Below are 23,319 nucleotides of genomic sequence, written 5' to 3' on the forward strand. Positions count from 1 at the left end.
CATAATCACCCGTTATACTTGGACAGAATCATGGAACCGTTGGTGCCACCAAAGCCGAAGCTGTTGGTCATGACACTGTCCAAACCTGCGTTTTCAACAACCTCAGTTGCGATTTCGCCGGGCTGGATGCCTTCGGCCAGCGTGTCGACATTGATCGACGGCGCAATGAAATCATGCTGCAGCATCAAGAGGCAGAAAATCGCCTCGAGCGCGCCGGCAGCACCCTGAGCGTGGCCGGTCATCGACTTGGTCGAGGAGATCGGCGGCACATTGCCCTCGCCGAAAATCCGGCGGACGGCTTCGACTTCGCCCACATCCCCGACCGGTGTCGAGGTCCCGTGCGCGTTGATGTAGCCGACCTTGCGGCCTTCGGGCAGGGTGGACAAGGCCAGGCGCATCGCGCGCTCTCCACCTTCTCCCGAGGGCGCGACCATGTCGTGCCCGTCCGAGGTTGCGGCATAGCCCGTCACCTCGGCATAGATCTTCGCGCCCCGGGCCAGAGCATGTTCCAGCTCTTCCAGAACGACGATGCCGCCGCCGCCCGAGATCACGAATCCGTCGCGGTTCTGATCAAACGCGCGCGAGGCTTTTTCGGGCGTGTCGTTGTATTTCGAGGACATCGCGCCCATCGCATCGAACAGGCAGGACAGGGTCCAATCCAGTTCTTCGCCGCCACCGGCGAACATCACGTCCTGTTTGCCCAGCATGATCTGCTCGGCCGCGTTTCCGATGCAATGCAGCGACGTGGAACAGGCCGAGGTGATCGAGTAGTTGATGCCCTTGATCTTGAACGCGGTCGCCAGGTTGGCCGAGATCGTCGAGCACATGCATTTCGGAACGGCAAACGGTCCGATGCGCTTGGTTGCGCCGGTTTTCAGAACGGTCTGGTGCGCCGTCAGCATGGCGCTGGTGGAAGGGCCACCGGACCCGGCAACAAGACCCGTACGCGGATTGACGACCTGATCTTCGCTCAGCCCCGCGTCAGCGATTGCCTGGCTCATCGCGATATGGGCATACGCGGCGCCTGGCCCCATGAACCGCAAAGTGCGCTTGTCGACCTGTTCCGACACATCGATCTTGAGCGTCCCTGCAACCTGGCTGCGGAAGCCGTGCTCGACCATCTGCTCGCTGGCCTCGATGCCGGACTTACCCGCCTTGAGCGAGGCCAGAACCTCTTGGGCATTGTTCCCGATGGAAGAGACAACCCCCAAACCGGTGACGACGACGCGACGCATTTGCGTTCTCCTGTGTTCCATTCCCTGTTGACTGTCAGTCAGCTGGGGTCAGCTTTCCGACAATGCAACCTTCATGTCCTTGACCTGATAGATGACTTCGCCATCCGCTTCGACCCGGCCATCCGCCACACCCATGGTCAGGCGGCGGGTCTGGACTGCCTTGGTGAAGTCCACGTAATAGGTCAGCATCTTGCGGTCGGGGCGCACCATGCCTGTCAGTTTCACTTCGCCCACACCCAGCGCATAGCCGCGACCCTGCCAGCCACGCCAGCCGAGGTTGAAACCAGTCAGCTGCCACAGTCCGTCAAGACCCAGACAACCCGGCATGATCGGGTTTCCTGGAAAGTGGCAATCGAAGAACCAAAGGTCCGGTATGATGTCGAATTCCGCCACGACATGCCCCTTGCCGTGCGCGCCGCCGTCGCCTGAAATGTCGGTGATGCGGTCCATCATCAGCATCGGGGGAGCCGGAAGCTGAGCATTTCCGGGGCCGAAGAGTTCGCCGCGGGCGCATTTCAGCAGGTCGTCCTTGTCAAAGCTGCTTGGGAATTGGGCCATTCTGCCGCGTCTCCTGCCAGGGGTCTGTTTATTCAATCTGGCCTCGTCTATCACCCGTTTGCAAGGTCCTGCAAGACCACCCGAACACATCCGGCCTGCCGGAGCCGTTGGTTGCGAATGAATTTCATTTGAAATTGGTGGTGGTCGGCACTTATATATTGGGGCAGGGGAAATTGGGTAATGGTTTCATGACAGCTCAAAGCCGGGACATCGCTACGAACTGGTTGGTTGACGCCGGGCTGCGCCCGACGCGCCAGCGTGTTGCCTTGGCCGAATTGCTGGTGGGCGATGGCCGCCACCGACATGTCACCGCCGAAAGCCTGTTCGAGTCGGCCAAGAACAAGGGCGACGCCGTGTCCCTTGCAACGGTCTACAATACTCTGCGGGCCTTTTGCGATGCCGGCGTTTTGCAGGAAATCACCGTGGACGGCTCAAAAAGCTATTTCGACACCAACACCCATGACCACCCGCATTTCTTCTGGGAGGACGAGGGCCGCCTGAGCGACGCGCCGTCCGACCAACTGGTTATCCAGCGTCTGCCCGAAGCACCGGCCGGGGTCGAGATCGCGTCGGTGGACGTTGTCATCCGGCTGCGCAAAAAGCGCTGATCACAGTTTCCCAAGCGACCTAACCAGAGCCTGTTCAGCAGCAGCGACTGTCGTGTCCGCAGGGCCGATGCCGTGACGAGCCAGAATCACGGCCTCGGTTGCATCGGGGTCGGTGATCGGCAGGCTCAGCAGCGGCATCCGATCATAGCTGAGGCCGTTTTGCGGGCTGGCATAGCTGATGCCCACCCCTTCGCCATGGGCCGCAAGACTGCGTTGGATCTCGAGCGATTCCGCGCGGTAGGACACGCTGGGGTGCAGCCCATGACGCCGGAACAAGCCCAGGACATGCTGCGCTGACAGACCTTCTTTGGACAGGATGAGCGGGTATTGCTCAAGCTCGGCAAGTGAAACGCTGCCTTGCCCGGCCAAAGGGTGCGCAGGATTGACCAGCGCGTTTGGCGTACTGTCCAGCAGCTTGTGGCGTGAGAAACCGGCATCGAGGCCCAGATCATAGGTGAGCGCCAGATCGAAACGGCCGTCGGTCAATCCGCTGATCAAGCCTTCGAAAGTGTCAACACCGTTGGTCAGAACGATATCGGGAAGGGCGTCCCTGATCGTCTGCATTGCCCGCGCCAGCAGGAACGGCGCAAGATCCACAAAGCAGCCCAACTTCAAACGGCTTGTTCCGGCAACCAGGGCTTTCGCCTCTTCGATCCGGGCAGCGCTCGTCAGCAAGGCTTCGGCCTTGTCGATGAACTTGCGCCCCTGAGGCGTCAGCGACATTGCCGCGCCGCGTCGGCGCGAGAACAGTGGGTGGCCCAGGTGTTCTTCGACCCGGGTCAGCGCGTTTGAAAGCGCAGGTTGCGAAACGTTCAGGTGCTGTGCCGCGGCGGACAGGCTTCCGTGTCGCCCAATGGCGCAAACATATTCGTACTGGCGCAAGGTGATATATAACATGGAGTTAATGCTTATTTTGAAAGATATGATTTGAACAGGGGTGCCAGACATGTGCAAATCGGCCTCAGCAAATGACGGAGACCGAAATGCCACACCCTCTTGTTTCCCCGGAGATGATCGAAACCTATCGCAATGACGGGGTTGTTCTGGTCAAGGGCCTGTTCGCCGATCACGTCGATGCCTTGCGGGAAGGGGTGGCACGCAACATGGCTGATCCCGGGCCATATGCGTCGGAAAACAAGAAAGAAGGCGAAACCGGCCGTTTCTTTGACGACTACTGTAACTGGTCTCGTATCCCCGAGTTTCGGCAGGTCATTCAAGCCTCTCCGGTTGCCGAGGTCGCTGCCGACCTGATGGAGTCCCGTTCGGTCCAGATGTTCCACGACCACGTTCTGGTCAAGGAACCCGGCACCTCGATGGCCACGCCGTGGCATCAGGATGGACCCTATTACTTTGTGGAAGGGCGTAAGACGATAAGCTTCTGGTCGCCGCTCGACCCGGTGACGCAGGCGACTCTGCGGTGCGTGGCCGGGTCGCATCTGTGGGAAAAGGAAGTGTTGCCGACGCGCTGGGTTTCGGAAGAGGGTTTCTTTCCTGACGAGGGCCAGTACATCGCGGTGCCAGACCCCGAGGCCGAAGGGATGCGGATCGTTGAGTTCGACATGGAACCCGGCGATGCGGTCGCCTTCAACTTTCGAACCCTGCACGGTGCCCGAGGAAACCAGTCCGACAGCCGGCGCCGCGCCTTCTCGCTGCGGCTGGTCGGGGATGACGCCCGGTATGTCGAGCGTCCGGGCCGGACGTCGCCGCCGTTTCCGGGGCATGACATGCGGGCTGGGCAACGACTGCGCGAGGACTGGTTCCCGGTCCTGCTCAATCGCTGAGCCGTTCCGGCCCCCTCAGAACCACTGGCCGGGTTCCATCAGGCCAAGGTCCAGCAACTGGTGCGAGTTCCATTGGAAAGGAACCGAGGACGGGCAGCGGAAACTGGGAATATCAAAGGTCGATCCCGCGTTGCTTTTCAGCGCTTTGGCGGCGCGGAACGAACAGATTGCGGCCGTCAGGTTGTGATGCCAGGGACAGGCATAGGTGTTGTACTCGGGCTCGTTAATGGTGTGATCGGGTTGGAGGGTCAGACCCTTGCAGCTTTTGAACAGCGCGATCCGGTCGATCCGGCGCCGTTCATACGGGATGTGATCCTCGAACCGCCAACGCAGGCCACCCGACATATCCAATTGACGCTCCAGCGGTTGTCCCGATCGGTCGTGCCGGGAATGAGCATAATATCCAGTGCTGTCCAGCATCGCATGATCCGGAGCCACGCCGTTGGGATAGGCGGACAGGTCGTCGGCGTAGATGTCGATCACGTGGCAGAGCATCGCGTCGCGCCGCTCCTCGGCGTGAAAGGCCAGCATCTCTGCGACCGTGCGCGTTTCGCAGAACGGAAAGAACAGGTATTCCGAGTTGTAGCAGTAGTACAGCCAGATGTTCGGCGCCGTCTGAATGACGCGATTAATGGTGTCAAACACCACGTTTCTGGGCGAGCAGCGCATCGTGACCCGGTGCACCCGGTCCAAGATTTCAGGCAGGATCGAAAACTGGGCCGGTGCAAATACGATCACGGAATTGAACCCCAAGTCCAAGTGATGGCGCAGGGTCCCATCAAGCTCGACATCGTCTTCGGCGAAAACCAATGCGACCGGCCCCTTGGTCAACGCTGCCCGGCCCGATTTCAGAAAGTGGTCGAGGGATTCGTATTTCATTGCCCGCGTGTAGCCTGCCTTGCTGGAAATATCCGTCAAATTCGGGTAATTGCGCCAGCATTGCAAGCGGCGTTCGATGCGTATAGATGACGCCGGTCCAGCGAACGCAAAAGGCCCAGCCCATGTCCGAACCGAAAAAGCTGTATATCAAGACCTATGGCTGTCAGATGAACGTCTATGACAGCGAACGCATGTCCGAGGCGTTGGGCGGGCAGGGCTATGTGGAAACGCAGTCGCCCGAAGATGCGGACATGATCCTGCTGAACACCTGCCATATCCGCGAAAAGGCGGCCGAGAAGGTGTATTCCGAACTGGGCCGCTTCAAGGGGTTGAAGGCCGAAAAACCCGATCTGAAGATCGGCGTGGCGGGCTGTGTGGCGCAGGCTGAGGGCGAAGAGATCATGCGCCGGCAGCCGCTGGTCGATCTGGTCGTCGGCCCGCAAAGCTACCACCGCCTGCCCGAACTGGAAGCCAAAGCGCGTGCGGGCGAAAAGGCGTTGGATACCGAATTCCCCGAAGAGGACAAGTTCGAGAAACTCAAGAACCGCCCCAAGGCCAAACGCGGCCCGACGGCGTTTCTGACCGTGCAGGAGGGTTGTGACAAGTTCTGCGCCTTCTGCGTCGTGCCCTATACCCGCGGGGCCGAGGTCAGCCGCCCCGCCGACCGCATCCTGCGCGAGGCGCAGGAACTGGTCGAGCGCGGCGTGCGCGAGATCACGCTCCTTGGCCAGAACGTCAACGCCTATCACGGGGCCGGACCTGATGGCGACATGACCCTGGCCGGGTTGATCTGGGAATTGAACAAGATCGATGGGCTGGAGCGCATCCGGTTCACCACCTCGCATCCCAACGACATGACCGACGACCTGATCGAGGCGCACGGAACCTGCGAAAAGCTGATGCCCTATCTGCACCTGCCGGTGCAATCGGGGTCGGACAGGATCCTCAAGCGGATGAACCGCAGCCACACCGCCGAAAGCTATCTGCGTCTGATCGAGCGGATCCGGGAAGCGCGCCCCGATATCCTGATGTCGGGCGATTTCATCGTGGGCTTCCCCGAAGAAACCGAAGAGGATTTCCAGGCCACGTTGGATCTGGTCGAGCAGGTCCGCTATGGCTATGCGTATTCGTTCAAGTATTCGACCCGGCCGGGCACGCCCGCGGCCGAGCGTCCGCAGGTCGATCCACAGGAAGCTGACGACCGTCTGCAACGCTTGCAGGCTCTGATCACCCGGCACCAGCGCGAGATCCAGGATGCGATGGTTGGTCGGACAGTCCGGGTTCTGTTTGAGAAACCCGGGCGTTTGGCCGGACAGATGGTTGGCAAGTCCGAGTATCTGCATGCCGTCCACGTTTCCGGAGCCGATCTTTCGGCGGGAGATCTTCGCAACGTCCGGATCACGGCCTCGGGCGCCAATTCACTTGCCGGCGAGGTGCTGTGACAGGGCGCGGTTCACCGCTCACGCAACACTCGTGGCGTTTGTTTCCAAAATTTACCCTTGATTTATCGCTTGGAACTATGGTCGGAGAATAGCCAGAATTCTCGGGGCCGTGTTTCAGGTGGCCTACGGGCTTTGCATCGGCGGGGCTTCGGATCGCGCGGGCACCGCAATGGAGGGTACGAGTGACACGTCAGGCAGGTATTCGACAAACAGGGGTGGGCCGTGTTCTGGCCGGCCTATTGCTGGCCGCCAGCGCAGGTATTCCCACTCATGCGGGGGATTTGGACGGCGCCGTTTCCGATCCGGTCGTGTTGGGGCCGGAGCGTTATTCCAAAGACGTCAGCGCCTTTTATCTGGGGTTCAGCGCCGGGTATGGATCAGGCGGAACAGACCAGTTCGGGCTGGCCACCAATGCGGGCACCTTTCCCATCGGCAAACTTGACCTGAGCGGTGCCTACGGCGGGATACGGGGCGGTTGGCGCGGTGTTCTGCCTGCCCGTGGCGGGCGCGATTACGTCTACGGTTTCGAGATCGGTTACGATTTCGCTTCGCTGGATGACAGTGTCACCACGCAGATAGGCACCACGACCGTTCAGGGAGGTTCCGAGATATCGGATGTGCTGTCGCTGCGGTTCAAGAACGGGCTGACCAACCCCAGCGGTTCGGTTCTGTATTTCGTTACCGTCGGGTTCGTTCAGGGTGAAATCGAAACGACCAACAGCCTGTCCAGCGGCGGCACCACTCAGTCTTTCGCAAGCGATGACCGACGCAACGGATTCGTTGCCAGCATCGGGGCCGAGCATCAGTTGAACGACAATTGGTCCGTCACCGGCGAATTCGAATATGTGCAGTTCCAGTCGAAGGTCGTCGATTTTGGCTCGGGGTTCTCGACCAAATCCACGCCCAGCTACCAGGGGATTCGCGTCGGGTTGAACTACAAGTTCTGATCCCAAGGGCGGATTCCGGCCTGAGATTTCATTGCGCCGGGCCGTGAATTCCTTTCCGCCTGACCGATTTGCGATCAGTTGCTCAGATTTTTGAATCTGTGGCTTGCGCCGACCGACTCTTGTTGTCTACGCTTGGGGTGACAACGCCAAGACAGGAGAACGGATTGGCCATCGGTGCCCTTACCCCACCGCAAGATGAAATGCCCGCGAACGAGGCATTTGTTGAATTCCCTGACAACCGATTGTTGATTGATCTTTGCGGCGAATACGACCGCAATCTGGCCGAGATCGAGCGGAAACTGTCCGTTCAGATCGTGCGCCGCGGCAACCAACTGGTCGTCATGGGCGAAGACGAGCTTCAGAAGCAGGCGATCGAGGTTTTGCAGGCTCTCTACACCCGGCTGGAAGGCGGGCGCGACGTCGAAGCTGCCGACGTTGATCGCGAATTGCGGATGGGCAATTCCGAAGCCGGAACCGGCTCGCGTGATGGCGACCAGCTTGAAATGTTCAAGGGTGGAACTGTCGAAATCAAAACCCGCAAAAAGCTGGTCGAACCCCGTACTGACGCGCAAAAGGCTTATGTGCAGTCGTTGTTCAACAACGAACTCGCCTTCGGCATCGGCCCGGCGGGAACGGGCAAGACCTACCTTGCCGTGGCCGTGGGTGTGTCGATGTTCATTGGCGGACATGTGGATCGAATCATCCTCAGCCGCCCAGCCGTCGAAGCCGGCGAAAAGCTGGGTTACCTGCCCGGAGACATGAAAGACAAGGTCGATCCGTATATGCAGCCGCTGTACGACGCGTTGAATGACTTTCTGCCTGGCAAGCAACTGGCCAAGCTGATCGAGGAAAAGCGGATCGAAATCGCCCCGCTGGCGTTCATGCGCGGGCGGACACTGGCCAATGCCTTCGTTGTATTGGACGAGGCCCAGAACGCCACGACGATGCAGATGAAGATGTTCCTGACGCGCTTGGGCGAGGGTAGCCGGATGGTGATCACCGGCGACCGGTCGCAGGTGGATCTGCCGCGCGGCGTGGCTTCGGGGCTTGCGGATGCAGAGCGGCTGCTGAAGACGATCCCGAATATCAGCTTCAACTACTTCACATCCAAGGACGTGGTGCGCCATCCGCTTGTCGCCGCGATCATCGAGGCGTATGAGGCCGACTCGGGCCGGGAAACGGGTTGAACCGTCGGACCTGGGCAAATCGGCCTCGGAGCGTCACGAGATGAACTTGGAAATCACGATCGAAGACCCGCGTTGGCAGGGTATTGAGCCGTTGGCGCGCAAGGCCGTGGCCGCGACGCTGGCGCATTGCGGTGTGGATGCCGATTTGTGTGAAGTCAGCGTGCTGGGCTGCGACGACGCCCGGATTGCCGAGTTGAACGCTGAATTTCGTGAAAAACCTGCGCCGACGAATGTGCTGAGCTGGCCCGCCGAGGACCTTGCTGCATATCAGCCCGGCGGCACACCGCTCGTGCCCCAGCCGGATTTCACGGGTGACATCGCGCTTGGAGACATTGCGATCTCGTATAACACTTGCTGGCGCGAGGCTCAGGAAGCCGGGAAATCCATGGATGACCACGTGACCCATTTGCTGGTTCACGGAGTGTTGCATTTGCTGGGTTATGATCACATTCGTGACCTTGACGCCACTTTGATGGAACGTGCCGAGGTCGAGATACTTGGCAAAATGGGTATTGATGACCCATATAATGAGTAATGTGGGCCTTGGTGCCCGATCTATTGGAACAGGAAAATGGGCGATATTGACGGCAGTTCTGGAGCGGCGCAGAGCGCGCACTCGCAGAGCAGCGATGAAACCAAAGAGAAAAGCGGGCTTTTCTCTCGTATTCTTGATGCTTTTTCTTCCGCCGAGGATGACGCCGAAGTCGTCGTGAACGGGAATGAGGCCGTGACCCCTCAGCCACGCGGCATGATCAATCTGCGGCGCATGCGGGTCGAGGATGTGGCAATTCCTTCCGCCGATATCGTGTCAGTGCCTTCGACCATCACCAAAGAGGAACTGGCCCAGGTCTTCAGGGATAGCGGTCTGTCGCGAATACCTGTCTACGAGGGGACGCTGGACACGCCGCTGGGCTTTGTTCACCTCAAGGATTTTGCGCTGACGCATGGGTTCAACGGTGGGTCGGCGGAATTTGATCTGATCTCGATGCTCCGCCCGCTGCTGTTTGTCCCGCCCTCGATGCCGATCGGTGTTTTGCTGACCAAGATGCAGACCGAGCGTCGCCACATGGCGTTGGTGATCGATGAATATGGTGGCGTCGACGGGCTTGTCACGATCGAAGATCTGATCGAACAGGTCGTCGGAGAAATCGCCGATGAGCATGACGCCGACGAAAATCAGCTGTGGGTGCAAGAAAAGCCCGGGTGCTATATCGTTCAGGCAAAAGCACCGCTTGAGGATTTCGAGGCCGAAATTGGCCGGTCGCTGACCAGCCACGAGGATGTGGACGAGGAAGAGATCGAGACCCTGGGCGGGCTCGTCTTCATGCTGTCGGGGCGGGTTCCAGCCCGCGGTGAGGTGGTTTTGCACCCCGAAGGCCCCGAGTTCGAGGTTATCGACGCGGATCCGCGGCGCATCAAGCGCCTGCGGGTGATGCTGCCGGATATGGCTGCATGAATCCTGCCTTACGGTGGCCGCATTGGCTGCGCGTGGTACTGGCCGCGATACTCGGCGCATTGGCGGCCTTTGGCTTGGCGCCGTATGGCTATTGGATAATCGCCTGCATTGCGCTTGCATCCGTCGCGCCGTTGTTTCTGGCCAGTTCCACGCGCGCTCGCGCGGCATGGGTGGGCTGGGCTTTCGCAACCGGTTACTTCGCCAATGCCCTGAGCTGGATCATCGAGCCCTTTCAGATCGACGCTGAGCGTTATGCCTGGATGGCCCCTTTTGCGCTTGTGTTCATGGCTGCTGGCTTGGCCCTGTTCTGGGCGTGCGCTTTCTGGCTCGCGCGCGGAACCCGAGAGGTGGGGCCGCGGCAGGTCATCGTTTTGGCCCTTACCCTGTCGCTGGTTGAAATGGCACGCGGCTACGTTCTGACCGGGTTTCCTTGGGCGGGAATGGCACAGATTTGGGTGGATGCCCCGGCCGGGCAACTCCTGGCATGGGTTGGTCCATATGGCCTTGGGGCCGCGACCTTTTTGCTTGCCCTGCCGTTGGGCGCTGCCGTCGCCGGTCCTCGCAACGTCAAGGCGTTTCTTTGGCCCGTCGTGGCAGTTGTCATCTTTGCCGGTTTGGCGCTGGTTCAAGCTAGCAACCGCCCGAGGGTTGCAGAGACCGGTCACATCGTTCGTCTGGTCCAGCCCAACGCGCCGCAAGAGCAGAAATGGGACCCTTCTTTTGCCCCGCTGTTTTTTGCGCGACAGATTGAATTTACTGCCGCCGATCCGCGTCCGGACCTGATCGTATGGCCCGAGACGTCGGTTCCGGCGTGGCTGGGCAGCGCGGGTCCCCATCTGGAAGCGATTGCCGAGGCCGCTCAGGGAACGCCCGTCATCCTCGGTATCCAACGCGGAGACGGGCCGCGCATCTACAACTCGATGATCTACCTCGACGAGCAGGGGCGTCAGACCGGCCTGTACGACAAGCATCATCTGGTGCCCTTCGGCGAGTATGTCCCCTTTGGCGATCTGATGGACAGGTTCGGAATACACGGTATGGCCGCGACCACGGGAAGTGGCTTCAGCGCCGGGCCCGGAGCGGCGATGCTGAACGCCGGCAAGCTGGGTCTGGCGCTGCCGCTGATCTGCTACGAGGCGATCTTTCCGCAGGATGTCTTGGCGGCACCGCAGCGCCCGGATTTCCTTCTGCAGATAACCAATGATGCCTGGTTCGGGACCCGCACAGGACCATTCCAGCATCTGGCGCAGGCAAGGATGCGGGCCATCGAACAGGGTCTGCCGCTGGCGCGGTCGGCAAATACCGGTGTTTCGGCGATGGTCGATCCCTATGGCAACGTAATCGCCTCCCTGCCTTTGGGACAGGCGGGTTTCGTGGATGCTAACCTTCCGGCGCCATTGCCTCCGACACTGTATGCGCGAACCGGCGACGGGCCGACGCTTGGGCTATTGTTGGTGCTACTGCTGCTGTTTGGGCGCAACGTTCGGTTTGGCAGGGCATAATTACCGATTGACCCCCTGTTTCTTCGGGCGTATCCCGTCGAATGCCTGTCACAACGGCTTCCTGGCGTGACGGGGAAATCTTAATGGAGCGCTTTCATGTCCCGACAGAACTACATTTTCACTTCGGAATCGGTTTCCGAAGGGCATCCCGACAAGGTGTGCGACCGAATTTCAGATGCGGTCCTGGATGCCTTTCTGAACGAAGAGCCCGAAGCGCGCGTCGCGTGCGAAACCTTTGCCACCACCGATCGGGTGGTCATCGGCGGCGAGGTCGGTCTGTCGGATCAGGAAAAACTGCAGGACTACATGGGCAAGATCGAAGAGATCGCCCGCGCTTGCATCAAGGACATCGGTTACGAGCAGGACAAGTTTCACCACGAAACGGTCGAGGTGACGAACCTGTTGCACGAGCAGTCCGCGCACATCGCCCAAGGGGTCGATGCGTCTGCTGACAAGGATGAAGGCGCCGGTGACCAAGGCATCATGTTTGGATATGCCACCACCGAAACCCCAGCCCTGATGCCGGCTCCGATCCAATATGCACACGCCATCCTGCGCCGTCTGGCTGAGGTGCGCAAGAACGGGTCCGAGCCCGCTCTGGGTCCCGATGCCAAATCGCAGCTGTCGGTGATCTACCGTGACGGGCGGCCAGTCGGTGTCAGTTCGGTCGTGCTGTCCACCCAGCATCTGGATGAGGCGCTGACCTCGGACGATATTCGCCAGATCGTCGAGCCCTACATCCGCGAATCTCTGCCCGATGGCTGGCTGAGCGACCAGACGGAATGGCATGTGAACCCTACCGGAAAGTTCGTCATCGGCGGCCCGGACGGGGATGCTGGTCTGACCGGGCGAAAGATCATCGTCGACACATATGGCGGTGCGGCTCCGCACGGCGGCGGGGCGTTCTCGGGCAAGGACCCGACCAAGGTCGACCGGTCGGCGGCCTATGCAGCGCGGTATCTGGCGAAGAACGTCGTGGCCGCCGGCATGGCCGAGCGTTGCACGATCCAGCTGAGCTATGCGATCGGCGTTTCCAAGCCGCTTTCGATCTACGCCGACACCCACGGCACCGGACAGGTTGCCGACGCCGAGATCGAGAAGGCGGTCGGACAGGTGATGGACCTGACTCCGCGCGGCATCCGCGAACACCTGCAACTGAACAAGCCGATCTACCAGCGCACGGCGGCCTATGGGCACTTCGGGCGCGAGCCGGATGCGGACGGCGGCTTCAGCTGGGAGCGGACCGATCTGGTTGAGGCCTTGAAAAAGGCTGTCTGAGCCAGCACCGGGAAACCAAACACGGCAAGGCGCGTCCGATGTGGCGCGCCTTTTCCGTTCCGAAGGTCGCCTCTCGGGCACAGCCCGCCCCTTGCAACGCAAACGCCGCCGCAGTAAGGGCACCGGCATGAGCACCCAGTCACCCGAACGCCCCCGCAGAAACTTCTATGGCCGCTTCAAAGGCAAGACCCTGAAGCCCAGCCAAAAGACCTATCTGTCCGAGGACCTGGCCGCCCTGTCGCCCGGCGCTGTGGATTGGGACAGCAACCCCGACCGCACCCCGATCGGCCCGAACGCGCTGTTCGGCGGTAAGCCGGTATGGCTTGAGGTCGGGTTCGGCGGCGGCGAGCATCTGGTGCATCAGGCGCAGCAGAACCCCGATATCGGCATCATCGGCGCCGAGCCGTTCATCAACGGCGTGGCCATGCTATTGGGCAAGATCCGCCGGGCCGACGTGACCAACCTGGCAGTGCATCCCGGCGATGTGCGCGACCTGTTCGACGTGCTGCCCGATGCCAGCATTTCGCGCGCGTTTCTGCTCTATCCCGACCCGTGGCCCAAAAAGCGGCACCACCGCCGCCGCTTCGTGACGCCCGAGCACTTGGAGCCGCTGGCCCGTGTGCTGAAACCCGGCGCGATTTTCCGGGTGGCGACCGACATCCCGGACTATGTCCGCCAGACGCTCGAGGAGGTGCCCCGCGCCGGTTTCGAATGGCTGGCCGAGGGGCCCGAAGACTGGCGCAAGCCGTGGGACGACTGGATTTCCACCCGCTACGAGCAGAAGGCCCTGCGTGAAGGCCGCACGCCGCACTACCTGACCTTCCGCCGCAACGGGTGATTGCGGCTGGACGCTGCGGCGCCAATTCGCTAATCGGCAGGGGCACTGATAGCGCAAAAGGAGCCCTCATGTCCGGACACGGCACGCCCATCCCGATGACCTCGCATCCCTGCGGCCCGCTGACCGGCACGGCCGAAGTGCCGGGTGACAAGTCGATTTCGCACCGCTCTCTGATCCTTGGGGCGATGGCCGTGGGCGAGACCCGGATCTCGGGCCTGCTGGAAGGCGAAGACGTTCTGGACACCGCCAAGGCGATGCGCGCCTTCGGGGCCGAGGTGATCTCGCACGGGAATGGCGAATGGACAGTGCACGGCGTCGGCGTGGGCGGCTTTGCCGAGCCGGATCAGGTGATCGACTGCGGCAACTCGGGCACGGGCGTGCGCCTGATCATGGGCGCGATGGCGACCAGCCCGATCAGCGCGACCTTCACCGGCGATGCCAGCCTGAACAAGCGCCCGATGGCGCGGGTGACCGATCCGTTGGCCCTGTTCGGGGCACAGGCCGTGGGTCGCTCGGGCGGGCGTCTGCCCATGACCATCGTCGGCGCGGCCGATCCGGTGCCGGTGTGGTACGAAGTGCCGGTGCCCTCGGCCCAGGTGAAATCCGCCGTTCTGCTGGCCGGCCTGAACGCGCCCGGCAAAACCGTGGTGATCGAGAAGGAAGCCACCCGAGACCATTCCGAACGGATGCTGGCCGGGTTTGGCGCCGAAATCACGGTCGAGGATACCGACGAAGGCCGGGTCATCACATTGACCGGCCGGCCTGAGTTGAAACCGCAGGTGATCGCCGTACCGCGCGATCCCTCCAGCGCGGCCTTCCCGGTCTGTGCGGCGCTGATCACGCCGGGATCGGACGTTCTGGTGCCCGGCATCGGCCTGAACCCCACGCGCGCCGGCCTGTTCACCACGTTGCGTGAGATGGGCGCCGATCTGACCTATGAGAATATGCGCGAGGAAGGCGGCGAGCCGGTCGCCGACCTGCGCGCGCGCTACTCGCCCGACATGAAGGGCATTGACGTCCCGCCCGAACGCGCGGCTTCGATGATCGACGAATATCCGGTGCTGTCGGTGGTTGCGGCCAACGCCACCGGTAAGACGATGATGGGCGGCGTCAAGGAACTGCGCGTCAAGGAAAGCGACCGCATCGACGCCATGGCGCGGGGCCTGCGGGCCAACGGCGTCACGGTTGACGAGGGCGATGACTGGTGGTCGGTCGAAGGGCTGGGCATCGGCGGCGTTCCCGGCGGCGGCACCTGCGAAAGCTTTCTGGACCATCGCATCGCCATGTCGTTCATGGTGATGGGCATGGGCGCGCAACAGGCGGTCTCGGTCGATGACGGCAGCCCCATCGCGACCTCGTTCCCGATCTTCGAGCCGCTGATGAAGGGCCTTGGCGCCAAGGTCGAACGCACATGAGCTTTACCGTCGCCATCGACGGCCCGGCCGCTGCGGGCAAGGGCACGATCTCCAAGGCCGTGGCTGCGCATTTCGGGCTGGCGCATCTGGATACGGGGCTGCTCTATCGCGCGGTCGGCCGACGCACGTTGGACGGCACCGACCCGGTCGAGGCGGCGCGGTCCCTCACGGCCGAGGAGTTGGAGCAGGGCGACCTGCGGACCGCCGAGATCGCACAGGCGGCGTCGAAAGTGGCGGTGATCCCCGAGGTGCGCGCAGCTCTGGTCGATTTCCAGCGCAGCTTTGCCCGGCGGGCCGGCGGCGCGGTGCTTGACGGGCGGGACATCGGCACGGTGATCTGCCCCGAGGCCGAGGTGAAGCTGTTCGTCACCGCCAGCCCCGAAGAGCGCGCCGAGCGACGCTATCTGGAACTGGCAGACAAAGGCGCGGATGTAACCCGCGCGCAGGTTCTGGCCGATGTTCGCGAGCGCGACGCGCGGGACGCCGAGCGCAGCACGGCCCCGATGAAACCTGCCGACGATGCCGTTTTACTGGACACGTCGGACCTGAGCATCGAGGCCGCGCTGGAAAAGGCGATCGCGGTTATCCAAGGAAAGCTGCCGGCGGCAAGGTGAGGCCGCGGACAGCCCTTGGCGACAGTCCGATCACAGATCGCCGACGGCAATCGACTTGATATTCGCCCACTGGTCATCCGCAGTCTTGGCTGTGCCGGACACGTCCTCGAAGAACTTGGCGCGGGTTGCCGCGTTCAGAAACAGGTACAGCTTGCCACCGGCCAGCAGGTATTGATCCGGATCGCCATCGAACTTCTTGCCTACGGAAACACCGTACGAGCAGAAGCCGCCGTGCTGCGGCAGGTATGCCTCGGGATTGGCCTCGAATGCTTCGCGGTTCTCAGCCGAAGTGAAGTAGTAGGACGCGCCATCATAGGTGGCCGAATGCGTGGCGAACCCTTCGACCGGGTTGCCGTCGGTGACCAGCGCCACCAGATCGACGCCGTGAGCAGCCAGCGGCGCACCGCCGGCCGAGATCCCGTTCGAGACATTGATCTCATCCGCCGCAAAAGCCGGTGCGGCGATCATCGGCAGGACGGCGACAAGGGCGCCGAGTACAGCAGATTTCATTGTGTGTTCCTTTCATGTTCAGTTGTGGCCGGCACTCGCGCCGACCTGTGCTGATCAGATAAATGCCGGCTTGCGGACGCGTAATCGCAGGGCGGACGGAAAACTTTGCAGATCGTTCGCACTTGCCGAGAGCCAGCCAAACCGGCTCACCAAGCTGTGTTTGGCCAGTTGATCAGTCCCCGCTTAGGCTGAACGCGTCTATGGTGGAGAGAGCGGATGATCCGATTTGCCTTGATCTGGGCTTTGATGGCCGGCCATGCATTGGCGCAGGAAGCCGAGCCACCGATGACCTACGAGAGAATGGGCAAGATCATCTTTGCCCTCGACCCCGATGCCGAGCCGCAGGGTCCGGGCTTTACCATGACGATTTCCGATGTGCCGGTACTGGTTGTTACTGATGTGCATGCAGACCGGATGCGGGCGATGGTTGCGATCAGCGGCACCTCAGAGCTTTCGGCCGAAGACTTGCAGCGCATGATGCAGGCCAATTTCGACAGCACGCTGGACGCGCGCTATGCGATCGCCAACGGAACCTTGTGGGCCGTGTTCATCCACCCGCTGTCACGGCTGAACAAGGATCAACTGATCTCGGGCCTGGCGCAGACCGTCAATATCGCTCGGACCTATGGCACTCTCTTTTCCGGGGGTGCGGCCGAGTTCGGCGGTGGCGACAGCCATGATCTGCAACGCGAACTGATCGACGATCTTCTGAAGAAAGGCGAGGACATCTGAGGCTGCCTCGGAAGGTTCATCCGTCATCGCTTGCCGTTAGGTGCCGGGGAAACAGGCCGTGACCATGCGTTGCTTTGGCAGAGGCGCCCGTTTGGGCCCACTTGATGCCGCCATTGGCCCTAGCTGGATGCCGGAAAGCTGCTATAGTTTCCCTCAGCGATAAGGGGAGGTCGCCACCGAGGCCCGGAAAAACGGGCAGGCGGCCGCATAATCCTCACAGCCAACAGGGACAGAACAACATGAATAATCGTTTGCAAAAAATCACTATCGTGGGTGGCGGTACGGCCGGCTGGATGACGGCGCTGCTACTCGAGATGGTGTTTTCGCGCACGTCAGCACCCAAGGACCGTCCGCGGATCTGCCTGATCGAAAGCCCGAACATCGCCACGGTCGGCGTTGGTGAAGCGACCGTGCCACGTATGCCAGTCACGCTCCGTCAGGCTGGAATTTCCGAGCGAGACTTTTTCCGCGAAACCAATGCGTCGTTCAAGCTGGGCGTCAAATTCTGCAACTGGAACAAGGACGCAAAGGGAAAGCGCATCGACTACGTGAACCCATTTGCCCATGGCCAGATGCTGGAAGGACTCGAGGCTGCCGAATACTTCCTTCGGTTTGGCAACGGGGACCGGGATTTCACTCAGTCCATCTCGCCGCATGATGATCTGGCCCGGCTGTGCAAGGGCGCGCGGCTTCTGGGGCAACCCGAATTCGAGCAGCGGTTTGGCTATGCCTATCACCTGGACGCCGTAAAATTCGCAGGCATGCTGACCAGGGTCTGTACGCAGCGTGGCGTCGAACATATCCGCGATGAGGTGCAGTCGGTCGAGTTGAATGAACAGGGTAATGTCAGCCATCTGATGCTTGAGCGTGCAGGCCGCCACGATATCGAAATGGTCGTGGATTGCACCGGTTTCCGCGGCCTGATCATCAATCAGGCACTGGGCGAGCCGTTCATGGATTATTCGGACTATCTGCCGAACGACCGTGCCATGGCGTTGCAGATCGAGCACCCCAATCCGCGGAAGATCGAAAGCGTCACGCGATCGACTGCACTTGGCGCTGGTTGGACATGGCGCGTGCCTCTCTACAACCGTGTGGGTACGGGATACGTGTATTCATCCGCGCACCGGACGGATGATCAAGCGGCGGACGAATATCTGGAGTGGCTGGGTGACAGCGGCAAAGGCGCGACGCCGCGGGTGATCCCCATGCGGATCGGGCGCGTTCGCAATGCGTGGGTGAAGAACTGCGTTGCAATCGGGCTGGCCGGTGGGTTCATCGAGCCGCTTGAAAGCACTGCGATCCATATGGTCGACCATGCTGTGCGCTGGTTCGCCGAGCATTTGCCGACCCGCGATATCGAACCCTCACTGAGGGACAGGTACAATCGTCAGATGAACAAGCTCTATGACGAGGTGCTGGATTTCATTTGCCTGCATTACAAGCTGAACAATCGTACCGATGATCAATACTGGATCGACGCGCGGACCGAAATGAAAGTGCCGGACCGGCTGGCTGAAAACCTCGAGCTTTGGAAGAACCGCCTTCCGATGCAGCACGATGTCGAGTTCGCAACGCTGTTTGACCATCGCGTCTATCAGACGGTTCTGCTGGGCAAGCAGGTCTATGACACGGGGTATGGCACAGGAATTCGTGATCGCATTCGACCATTGCGGAAGGACATCTGGTTCCAGTGGTGGAAGGGCGCGAAAGTGGACCTTGCGCAGATCCTGAAAGCGATGCCGGATCACAAAACCCTTCTGCGCGACATTCGCGGAGAGCTCAAGCAACCCACCTTTGCGATGGCCAAGGCGGCACAGCCGACCGTTCCGATGCCGGGTGCCGCGCCCGAACCGGTGGTCATCCAGAACATGCCGAACCTGGCCGAGATTCAAAGCGGCAAGAAAGACCTGCAACTGTTCTAGGTCTCTCGGCTTCGGCTAATATTGAGAGCTTCGAAATGGTTGAGGGCAGGGTTGCAGAACCCTGCCTTTTTTGACCTCAATCCGGGGTTGCGCAACAAAGCCATGTTACGTAATAACATACCACATCAGTTGGGACGTTTCCCCAACCCATTCCGTCCGGTCCAGTTCCCGCTCTGAAAATTCGCATTGGTACAGTCGATGCCCATGACCAATCAAAGACGCAATCTGCGCAGCCGCCTGAACCGCCGGAGACGGCACCGCCCCGCCATGCAGGCCTATGACACCCTTCCGCCTCAGTTGCGTCAGTGGCTTGCGAATGCCTGTTTGCCGTGGAGTCCGAACTCGGCCCTCAAGATTTGGAAGGCAGCCGGTGGGGCAAAGGCCCCGGCCGACGCTCTGGCACGTTTGAATGCGATCGAGCAGGCCATGCTGCTGAGGGATGCCCGGATTTGGGAGGAGTAGCTGGCCCGGAAAACGCAAGCGGAATCCCGCGTCGGCTTGCAACAAGGGCCTTTCTGCTTGCGCTGTGCCCAGAATCCGCCTATACGCGCGCTGTCTGAACAAGGGCGGTCAACGCCCGGACGACGTATCTGAGCAGGGCCGGGTTTCCTCGGCCCTTTGTGTTTGTTTAGCCAGATGCGCACCGGGTCACGCCAGAGGACATCATGAAACAAGACCGGCGGAGACAACCGCTCGGCCAGCAAAAACATTATGTAAAGGAAAACAACGCCACATGGCTAACGCATCCATGGAGGAATTCGAAGCCCTCCTGAACGAAAGCTTCGAAATGGACACCCCCGAAGAGGGTTCGGTTGTCAAAGGCAAGGTCATCGCGATCGAAGCGGGCCAGGCCATCATCGACGTAGGCTACAAGATGGAAGGCCGTGTCGATCTGAAAGAATTCGCAAATCCCGGCGAAGCTCCTGAAATCGCTGTTGGCGACGAGGTCGAAGTCTACCTGCGCGCCGCAGAAAACGCCCGTGGCGAAGCCGTCATCTCGCGCGAGATGGCCCGCCGTGAAGAGGCATGGGACCGTCTGGAAAAAGCATATGCCGACGACCAGCGCGTCGAAGGCGCTATCTTTGGTCGCGTCAAAGGTGGCTTCACCGTGGATCTGGGTGGCGCAGTTGCGTTCCTGCCCGGCAGCCAGGTTGACGTTCGCCCCGTGCGCGACGCTGGCCCGCTGATGGGTCTGAAGCAGCCGTTCCAGATCCTGAAAATGGACCGCCGCCGTGGCAACATCGTTGTCTCGCGTCGTGCAATCCTGGAAGAATCGCGTGCCGAACAGCGTGCCGAGGTCATCGGCAACCTGTCCGAAGGTCAGACCGTCGAGGGTGTCGTCAAGAACATCACCGAATACGGTGCATTCGTTGACCTGGGCGGCGTTGACGGCCTGCTGCACGTCACCGACATGGCATGGCGCCGTGTGAACCACCCGTCCGAGATCCTGACGATCGGCGAAACCATCAAGGTTCAGGTTATCAAGATCAACAAGGAAACCCACCGCATCAGCCTGGGCATGAAGCAGCTGCAGGAAGATCCGTGGGATCTGGTTGGCGCCAAGTACCCGCTGGGTTCGGTGCACAAGGGTCGCGTCACCAACATCACCGACTACGGCGCGTTCGTCGAGCTGGAGCCCGGTGTCGAAGGTCTGGTGCACGTGTCCGAGATGTCCTGGACCAAGAAAAACGTCCACCCCGGCAAGATCGTTTCGACCAGCCAGGAAGTCGACGTCATGGTTCTGGAAATCGACGGGGCCAAGCGTCGCGTGTCTCTGGGCCTCAAGCAGACCCAGCGCAACCCGTGGGAAGTGTTTGCAGAAACGCACCCCGAGGGCACGCAGGTCGAAGGCGAAGTCAAGAACATCACCGAATTCGGTCTGTTCATCGGCCTGGAAGGCGACATCGACGGCATGGTTCACCTGTCCGACCTGTCGTGGGACGAGCGTGGCGAAGATGCCATCCAGAACTACCGCAAGGGCGACGTCGTTCAGGCGGTTGTCTCGGAAGTTGACGTCGAAAAAGAGCGTATCTCGCTGTCGATCAAAGCCCTGGGCGGTGACAAGTTCGCCGAAGCCGTGGGCGGCGTGAAGCGTGGCTCGGTCATCACCGTCGAAGTGACCGCGATCGAAGATGGCGGTATCGAGGTGGAGTACGAAGGCATGAAGTCCTTCATCCGCCGTTCGGACCTGAGCCGCGACCGTGCCGAACAGCGCCCCGAGCGTTTCTCGGTCGGTGACAAGGTCGACGTCCGCGTCACCAACGTGGACAGCAAGACCCGCCGTCTGGGCCTGTCGATCAAGGCGCGCGAAATCGCCGAAGAGAAAGAGGCCGTGGAACAGTACGGTTCCTCCGACTCGGGTGCATCGCTGGGCGATATCCTTGGCGCAGCGCTGAAGTCCGGCGACTAAGCCAGACTTGCAGTTTTGAACACTCAGACGGCCCCGCTCATCCCGAGCGGGGCCGTTTCTTTTGCGAATCAATGTGTTCCGGTTTTGCGAGTTATTCGGTGATAGGTGCAGGCATGAACCGCCGGATTCGCGTCTCTACAGGCGAATTTCCGGTGCTTTCTTGGAAAATGCACCCCGGACACACAGAGTTTACATTCCACCCGGCACCGTTTTTTCCTATACTGACCAAACCAGTAGACGAGATGACACGGTGACCTGGGAGGGTAGCACGCATGATCCGTTCAGAACTGATTCAGAAAATCGCCGACGAAAATCCACATCTGTACCAACGTGATGTCGAGCGGATCGTGAATACCGTATTCGAGGAAGTCACTGACGCGATGGCGCGCGGTGACCGCGTCGAACTGCGGGGCTTCGGAGCTTTTTCGGTCAAGAAACGGGATGCGCGGGTCGGCCGAAACCCACGCACTGGCGAGACGGTTCAGGTCGAAGAAAAGTGCGTGCCGTTTTTCAAGACCGGCAAGTTGCTAAGGGATCGTTTGAACGGTAAAGCGTGATCTCATGATGCGCTACATTCGATACGGTTTTCTTGCGGTCCTGGGGATCGTCCTTGTCTCGGTCTCGCTGGCCAATCGCCAGATGGTTCAGTTGCAGTTGATGCCGGACGCCTTGTCTGACCTGCTTGGCTTCAATCTGGCTACTTCTCTGCCGCTGTTTCTTGTGGTTCTTGGCGGGATCGTGGCCGGCCTTGTCATCGGTTTTTTGTGGGAATGGCTGCGCGAGCACAAGCACCGCAAGGACGCCACCGTCAAAAAGACCGAGGTCAAGAAGCTCGAGCGCGAGGTCAAGAAGCTCAAGAAGAAGCAGAACGAAGGCCAGGACGATGTGCTTGCCCTTCTGGACGAGGCCAGCTGAGAGCCGATGTCTTCCGAGATCAGCGTAAAAATATGCGGCTTGACCGCACCCGAGCATGTGCGTGCCGCCGTTGAAGCAGGTGCGCGTTACATTGGGTTCAATTTCTTTCCCAAGTCTCCACGCTATGCACCGATTGCCCAGGCAGCGGCGCTGGCCAGTGACGTGCCGGTCGGCGTAGCCAAAGTGGCACTGGCGGTCAACTTCACCGACGCACAGTTGGATGAGATCGTCGCAGGCGTTCCACTGGACATGCTGCAGCTGCATGGCGCGGAAAGCCCCGAGCGCGTGGCCGAGGTCAAATCACGCTACGGCTTGCCGGTGATCAAGGCGATTGGAGTGGCGGAAGCCGAGGATTTGGCCGCAATAGACCTGTATTCGGACGTGGCCGATCAGTTGTTGGTTGACGCCAAGCCGCCGAAGAACTCTGAGCTGCCCGGCGGCAACGGTTTGCCCTTTGATTGGCGTCTGCTCGCCGGTCGCAAATACTGGCGGACGCCGTGGATGCTGTCGGGGGGACTCAACCCGGACAACGTAGCCGAGGCGATCCGTATGACCGGTGCAAGGCAGGTGGATGTAGCATCGGGCGTGGAAAGCGCCCCGGGTGTCAAGGATCCGTGCCTGATCCGCTCATTTATTGAAGCGGCACGGTGATCTGACCAGAACGCGCTTGCGTATTCTTCTCAAAGGGGAGGATGCGGGATGCTGGCTGCAATTGGCGCGGTTTCACTGAAGCGATGGTACCACGGGCCCGAGTTTTTCTGGCGTGCGGGGAAGGCCTTGCGCCAGGCCAAGGGCGATCCCTTGTGCCTCCATGCCGAGGTGTTTTTGCATGAGGGCGCGTATTTCTCGCTCAGCGTTTGGCACGACGTAGAAGCCATGCTGACATTTGCCCAGTCGAACCCGCACCGAGGGGTGATGCAAGCCGCCCCCCGTTTGGCCAATACCTACCACTTCCGTCACTTTGCCTGCATCGCCATTCCGACCCGGGATCAGGCGCTGACTATCTGGATGAACGGCAGTACCGCGGCGGAATAGTGCGATTTGCGATGGCAAATCCCGCCGGCACCTCCTAATAACAACAGGCACG

25 protein-coding genes and 1 riboswitch are annotated in these 23,319 nt (G+C 60.8%); of the genes, 20 read left to right on the top strand and 5 right to left on the bottom strand.

What is annotated here, in order from left to right; all coding sequences use genetic code 11:
• Positions 1-5 precede the first annotated feature (5 nt).
• Together fabB and fabA are read right to left on the bottom strand one after the other, a co-directional pair.
• Positions 6-1,235 (bottom strand): beta-ketoacyl-ACP synthase I, encoded by a 1,230-nt coding sequence (gene fabB / locus ACR0IR_RS00885; protein ID WP_170357074.1) that lies wholly within the window; start codon positions 1,233-1,235, stop codon positions 6-8.
• A 48-nt stretch (positions 1,236-1,283) separates the two neighbouring features.
• Complete coding sequence (gene fabA, locus ACR0IR_RS00890) at positions 1,284-1,793, bottom strand: bifunctional 3-hydroxydecanoyl-ACP dehydratase/trans-2-decenoyl-ACP isomerase (RefSeq protein WP_170364934.1); 510 nt, start codon at positions 1,791-1,793, stop codon at positions 1,284-1,286.
• Positions 1,794-1,981: 188 nt separating this feature from the next.
• Between fabA and irrA the strand changes: the two genes are divergently transcribed.
• Complete coding sequence (gene irrA, locus ACR0IR_RS00895; protein ID WP_170364932.1) at positions 1,982-2,401, top strand: iron response transcriptional regulator IrrA; 420 nt, start codon at positions 1,982-1,984, stop codon at positions 2,399-2,401.
• Here irrA and ACR0IR_RS00900 read toward each other — a convergent pair whose 3' ends face one another.
• Positions 2,402-3,298 carry a LysR family transcriptional regulator gene (locus tag ACR0IR_RS00900; RefSeq protein ID WP_170364930.1) on the bottom strand — a complete coding sequence of 299 codons (897 nt, stop codon included), beginning with the start codon at positions 3,296-3,298 and terminating at the stop codon, positions 2,402-2,404.
• An 86-nt stretch (positions 3,299-3,384) separates the two neighbouring features.
• Between ACR0IR_RS00900 and ACR0IR_RS00905 the strand changes: the two genes are divergently transcribed.
• A complete protein-coding gene (locus tag ACR0IR_RS00905) occupies positions 3,385-4,182 on the top strand; it encodes a phytanoyl-CoA dioxygenase family protein (protein ID WP_170364928.1) in 798 nt (265 codons plus the stop codon).
• 15 nt (positions 4,183-4,197) lie between these two features.
• On the opposite strand, the gene ACR0IR_RS00910 is transcribed toward ACR0IR_RS00905, so the two are convergent.
• Positions 4,198-5,061 carry a glycosyltransferase family 2 protein gene (locus tag ACR0IR_RS00910; protein WP_170364926.1) on the bottom strand — a complete coding sequence of 288 codons (864 nt, stop codon included), beginning with the start codon at positions 5,059-5,061 and terminating at the stop codon, positions 4,198-4,200.
• A 122-nt stretch (positions 5,062-5,183) separates the two neighbouring features.
• Between ACR0IR_RS00910 and miaB the strand changes: the two genes are divergently transcribed.
• The 10 genes from miaB (at position 5,184) to cmk (ending at position 15,740) form a co-directional block, all read left to right on the top strand.
• Positions 5,184-6,503, top strand: coding sequence for a tRNA (N6-isopentenyl adenosine(37)-C2)-methylthiotransferase MiaB (miaB, locus tag ACR0IR_RS00915; RefSeq protein ID WP_170364923.1), 1,320 nt, complete (start codon positions 5,184-5,186; stop codon positions 6,501-6,503).
• 182 nt (positions 6,504-6,685) lie between these two features.
• Positions 6,686-7,450, top strand: a complete 765-nt coding sequence (locus ACR0IR_RS00920) for an outer membrane beta-barrel protein (protein WP_170340437.1) — start codon at positions 6,686-6,688, stop codon at positions 7,448-7,450.
• 164 nt (positions 7,451-7,614) lie between these two features.
• Entirely contained in the window at positions 7,615-8,637 is a 1,023-nt protein-coding gene (locus ACR0IR_RS00925) for a PhoH family protein (protein WP_093964591.1), read from the top strand.
• Between the two features lie 40 nt (positions 8,638-8,677).
• Positions 8,678-9,172, top strand: coding sequence for an rRNA maturation RNase YbeY (gene ybeY / locus ACR0IR_RS00930; protein ID WP_170364922.1), 495 nt, complete (start codon positions 8,678-8,680; stop codon positions 9,170-9,172).
• A 36-nt stretch (positions 9,173-9,208) separates the two neighbouring features.
• Positions 9,209-10,093, top strand: a complete 885-nt coding sequence (locus ACR0IR_RS00935) for a hemolysin family protein (protein WP_170357079.1) — start codon at positions 9,209-9,211, stop codon at positions 10,091-10,093.
• Positions 10,090-11,595 (top strand): apolipoprotein N-acyltransferase, encoded by a 1,506-nt coding sequence (gene lnt / locus ACR0IR_RS00940; protein ID WP_170364921.1) that lies wholly within the window; start codon positions 10,090-10,092, stop codon positions 11,593-11,595. Before ACR0IR_RS00935 ends, lnt begins: the two co-directional genes overlap by 4 nt.
• A gap of 42 nt (positions 11,596-11,637) precedes the next feature.
• A riboswitch (SAM-SAH riboswitch) is annotated at positions 11,638-11,686 on the top strand.
• A gap of 5 nt (positions 11,687-11,691) precedes the next feature.
• A complete protein-coding gene (gene metK, locus ACR0IR_RS00945; protein WP_170364919.1) occupies positions 11,692-12,873 on the top strand; it encodes a methionine adenosyltransferase in 1,182 nt (393 codons plus the stop codon).
• A gap of 127 nt (positions 12,874-13,000) precedes the next feature.
• A complete protein-coding gene (gene trmB, locus ACR0IR_RS00950) occupies positions 13,001-13,711 on the top strand; it encodes a tRNA (guanosine(46)-N7)-methyltransferase TrmB (RefSeq protein ID WP_480778953.1) in 711 nt (236 codons plus the stop codon).
• 68 nt (positions 13,712-13,779) lie between these two features.
• Positions 13,780-15,126, top strand: a complete 1,347-nt coding sequence (aroA, locus tag ACR0IR_RS00955) for a 3-phosphoshikimate 1-carboxyvinyltransferase (RefSeq protein ID WP_170364915.1) — start codon at positions 13,780-13,782, stop codon at positions 15,124-15,126.
• Complete coding sequence (cmk, locus tag ACR0IR_RS00960) at positions 15,123-15,740, top strand: (d)CMP kinase (protein ID WP_480778954.1); 618 nt, start codon at positions 15,123-15,125, stop codon at positions 15,738-15,740. The genes aroA and cmk overlap by 4 nt, the downstream gene beginning before the upstream one ends.
• Before the next feature lie 30 nt (positions 15,741-15,770).
• On the opposite strand, the gene ACR0IR_RS00965 is transcribed toward cmk, so the two are convergent.
• Positions 15,771-16,250 carry a YHS domain-containing (seleno)protein gene (locus tag ACR0IR_RS00965; RefSeq protein ID WP_170364911.1) on the bottom strand — a complete coding sequence of 160 codons (480 nt, stop codon included), beginning with the start codon at positions 16,248-16,250 and terminating at the stop codon, positions 15,771-15,773.
• 216 nt (positions 16,251-16,466) lie between these two features.
• Here ACR0IR_RS00965 and ACR0IR_RS00970 point away from each other — a divergent pair, with 216 nt between their 5' ends.
• The 8 genes from ACR0IR_RS00970 (at position 16,467) to ACR0IR_RS01005 (ending at position 23,267) form a co-directional block, all read left to right on the top strand.
• Complete coding sequence (locus ACR0IR_RS00970; RefSeq protein ID WP_170364909.1) at positions 16,467-16,982, top strand: hypothetical protein; 516 nt, start codon at positions 16,467-16,469, stop codon at positions 16,980-16,982.
• 239 nt (positions 16,983-17,221) lie between these two features.
• Positions 17,222-18,907 (top strand): tryptophan halogenase family protein, encoded by a 1,686-nt coding sequence (locus tag ACR0IR_RS00975; protein ID WP_170339897.1) that lies wholly within the window; start codon positions 17,222-17,224, stop codon positions 18,905-18,907.
• 204 nt (positions 18,908-19,111) lie between these two features.
• Positions 19,112-19,369 carry a DUF6525 family protein gene (locus tag ACR0IR_RS00980; RefSeq protein WP_367646563.1) on the top strand — a complete coding sequence of 86 codons (258 nt, stop codon included), beginning with the start codon at positions 19,112-19,114 and terminating at the stop codon, positions 19,367-19,369.
• A 271-nt stretch (positions 19,370-19,640) separates the two neighbouring features.
• Entirely contained in the window at positions 19,641-21,317 is a 1,677-nt protein-coding gene (rpsA, locus tag ACR0IR_RS00985; protein WP_170340458.1) for a 30S ribosomal protein S1, read from the top strand.
• Between the two features lie 272 nt (positions 21,318-21,589).
• On the top strand, positions 21,590-21,874 hold the full coding sequence (gene ihfB / locus ACR0IR_RS00990) for an integration host factor subunit beta (RefSeq protein WP_050603110.1): 285 nt from the start codon (positions 21,590-21,592) through the stop codon (positions 21,872-21,874).
• Positions 21,875-21,881: 7 nt separating this feature from the next.
• Positions 21,882-22,232, top strand: coding sequence for a lipopolysaccharide assembly protein LapA domain-containing protein (locus ACR0IR_RS00995; RefSeq protein ID WP_170340535.1), 351 nt, complete (start codon positions 21,882-21,884; stop codon positions 22,230-22,232).
• A gap of 6 nt (positions 22,233-22,238) precedes the next feature.
• Entirely contained in the window at positions 22,239-22,883 is a 645-nt protein-coding gene (locus ACR0IR_RS01000; protein WP_170364907.1) for a phosphoribosylanthranilate isomerase, read from the top strand.
• A 48-nt stretch (positions 22,884-22,931) separates the two neighbouring features.
• Positions 22,932-23,267, top strand: coding sequence for a hypothetical protein (locus ACR0IR_RS01005; RefSeq protein ID WP_170339900.1), 336 nt, complete (start codon positions 22,932-22,934; stop codon positions 23,265-23,267).
• Positions 23,268-23,319: the final 52 nt, after the last annotated feature.

This window comes from Ruegeria sp. CF2, assembly GCF_056537385.1.

Coding starts and splice junctions, on each gene's coding strand:
- fabB (WP_170357074.1), bottom strand. CDS start 1,235: ATGCGTCGCGTCGTCGTCACCGGTTTGGGGGTTGTCTCTTCCATCGGG.
- fabA (WP_170364934.1), bottom strand. CDS start 1,793: ATGGCCCAATTCCCAAGCAGCTTTGACAAGGACGACCTGCTGAAATGC.
- irrA (WP_170364932.1), top strand. CDS start 1,982: ATGACAGCTCAAAGCCGGGACATCGCTACGAACTGGTTGGTTGACGCC.
- ACR0IR_RS00900 (WP_170364930.1), bottom strand. CDS start 3,298: ATGTTATATATCACCTTGCGCCAGTACGAATATGTTTGCGCCATTGGG.
- ACR0IR_RS00905 (WP_170364928.1), top strand. CDS start 3,385: ATGCCACACCCTCTTGTTTCCCCGGAGATGATCGAAACCTATCGCAAT.
- ACR0IR_RS00910 (WP_170364926.1), bottom strand. CDS start 5,061: ATGAAATACGAATCCCTCGACCACTTTCTGAAATCGGGCCGGGCAGCG.
- miaB (WP_170364923.1), top strand. CDS start 5,184: ATGTCCGAACCGAAAAAGCTGTATATCAAGACCTATGGCTGTCAGATG.
- ybeY (WP_170364922.1), top strand. CDS start 8,678: ATGAACTTGGAAATCACGATCGAAGACCCGCGTTGGCAGGGTATTGAG.
- ACR0IR_RS00935 (WP_170357079.1), top strand. CDS start 9,209: ATGGGCGATATTGACGGCAGTTCTGGAGCGGCGCAGAGCGCGCACTCG.
- lnt (WP_170364921.1), top strand. CDS start 10,090: ATGAATCCTGCCTTACGGTGGCCGCATTGGCTGCGCGTGGTACTGGCC.
- metK (WP_170364919.1), top strand. CDS start 11,692: ATGTCCCGACAGAACTACATTTTCACTTCGGAATCGGTTTCCGAAGGG.
- trmB (WP_480778953.1), top strand. CDS start 13,001: ATGAGCACCCAGTCACCCGAACGCCCCCGCAGAAACTTCTATGGCCGC.
- aroA (WP_170364915.1), top strand. CDS start 13,780: ATGTCCGGACACGGCACGCCCATCCCGATGACCTCGCATCCCTGCGGC.
- cmk (WP_480778954.1), top strand. CDS start 15,123: ATGAGCTTTACCGTCGCCATCGACGGCCCGGCCGCTGCGGGCAAGGGC.
- ACR0IR_RS00965 (WP_170364911.1), bottom strand. CDS start 16,250: ATGAAATCTGCTGTACTCGGCGCCCTTGTCGCCGTCCTGCCGATGATC.
- ACR0IR_RS00970 (WP_170364909.1), top strand. CDS start 16,467: ATGATCCGATTTGCCTTGATCTGGGCTTTGATGGCCGGCCATGCATTG.
- ACR0IR_RS00975 (WP_170339897.1), top strand. CDS start 17,222: ATGAATAATCGTTTGCAAAAAATCACTATCGTGGGTGGCGGTACGGCC.
- ACR0IR_RS00980 (WP_367646563.1), top strand. CDS start 19,112: ATGACCAATCAAAGACGCAATCTGCGCAGCCGCCTGAACCGCCGGAGA.
- rpsA (WP_170340458.1), top strand. CDS start 19,641: ATGGCTAACGCATCCATGGAGGAATTCGAAGCCCTCCTGAACGAAAGC.
- ihfB (WP_050603110.1), top strand. CDS start 21,590: ATGATCCGTTCAGAACTGATTCAGAAAATCGCCGACGAAAATCCACAT.
- ACR0IR_RS00995 (WP_170340535.1), top strand. CDS start 21,882: ATGCGCTACATTCGATACGGTTTTCTTGCGGTCCTGGGGATCGTCCTT.
- ACR0IR_RS01000 (WP_170364907.1), top strand. CDS start 22,239: ATGTCTTCCGAGATCAGCGTAAAAATATGCGGCTTGACCGCACCCGAG.
- ACR0IR_RS01005 (WP_170339900.1), top strand. CDS start 22,932: ATGCTGGCTGCAATTGGCGCGGTTTCACTGAAGCGATGGTACCACGGG.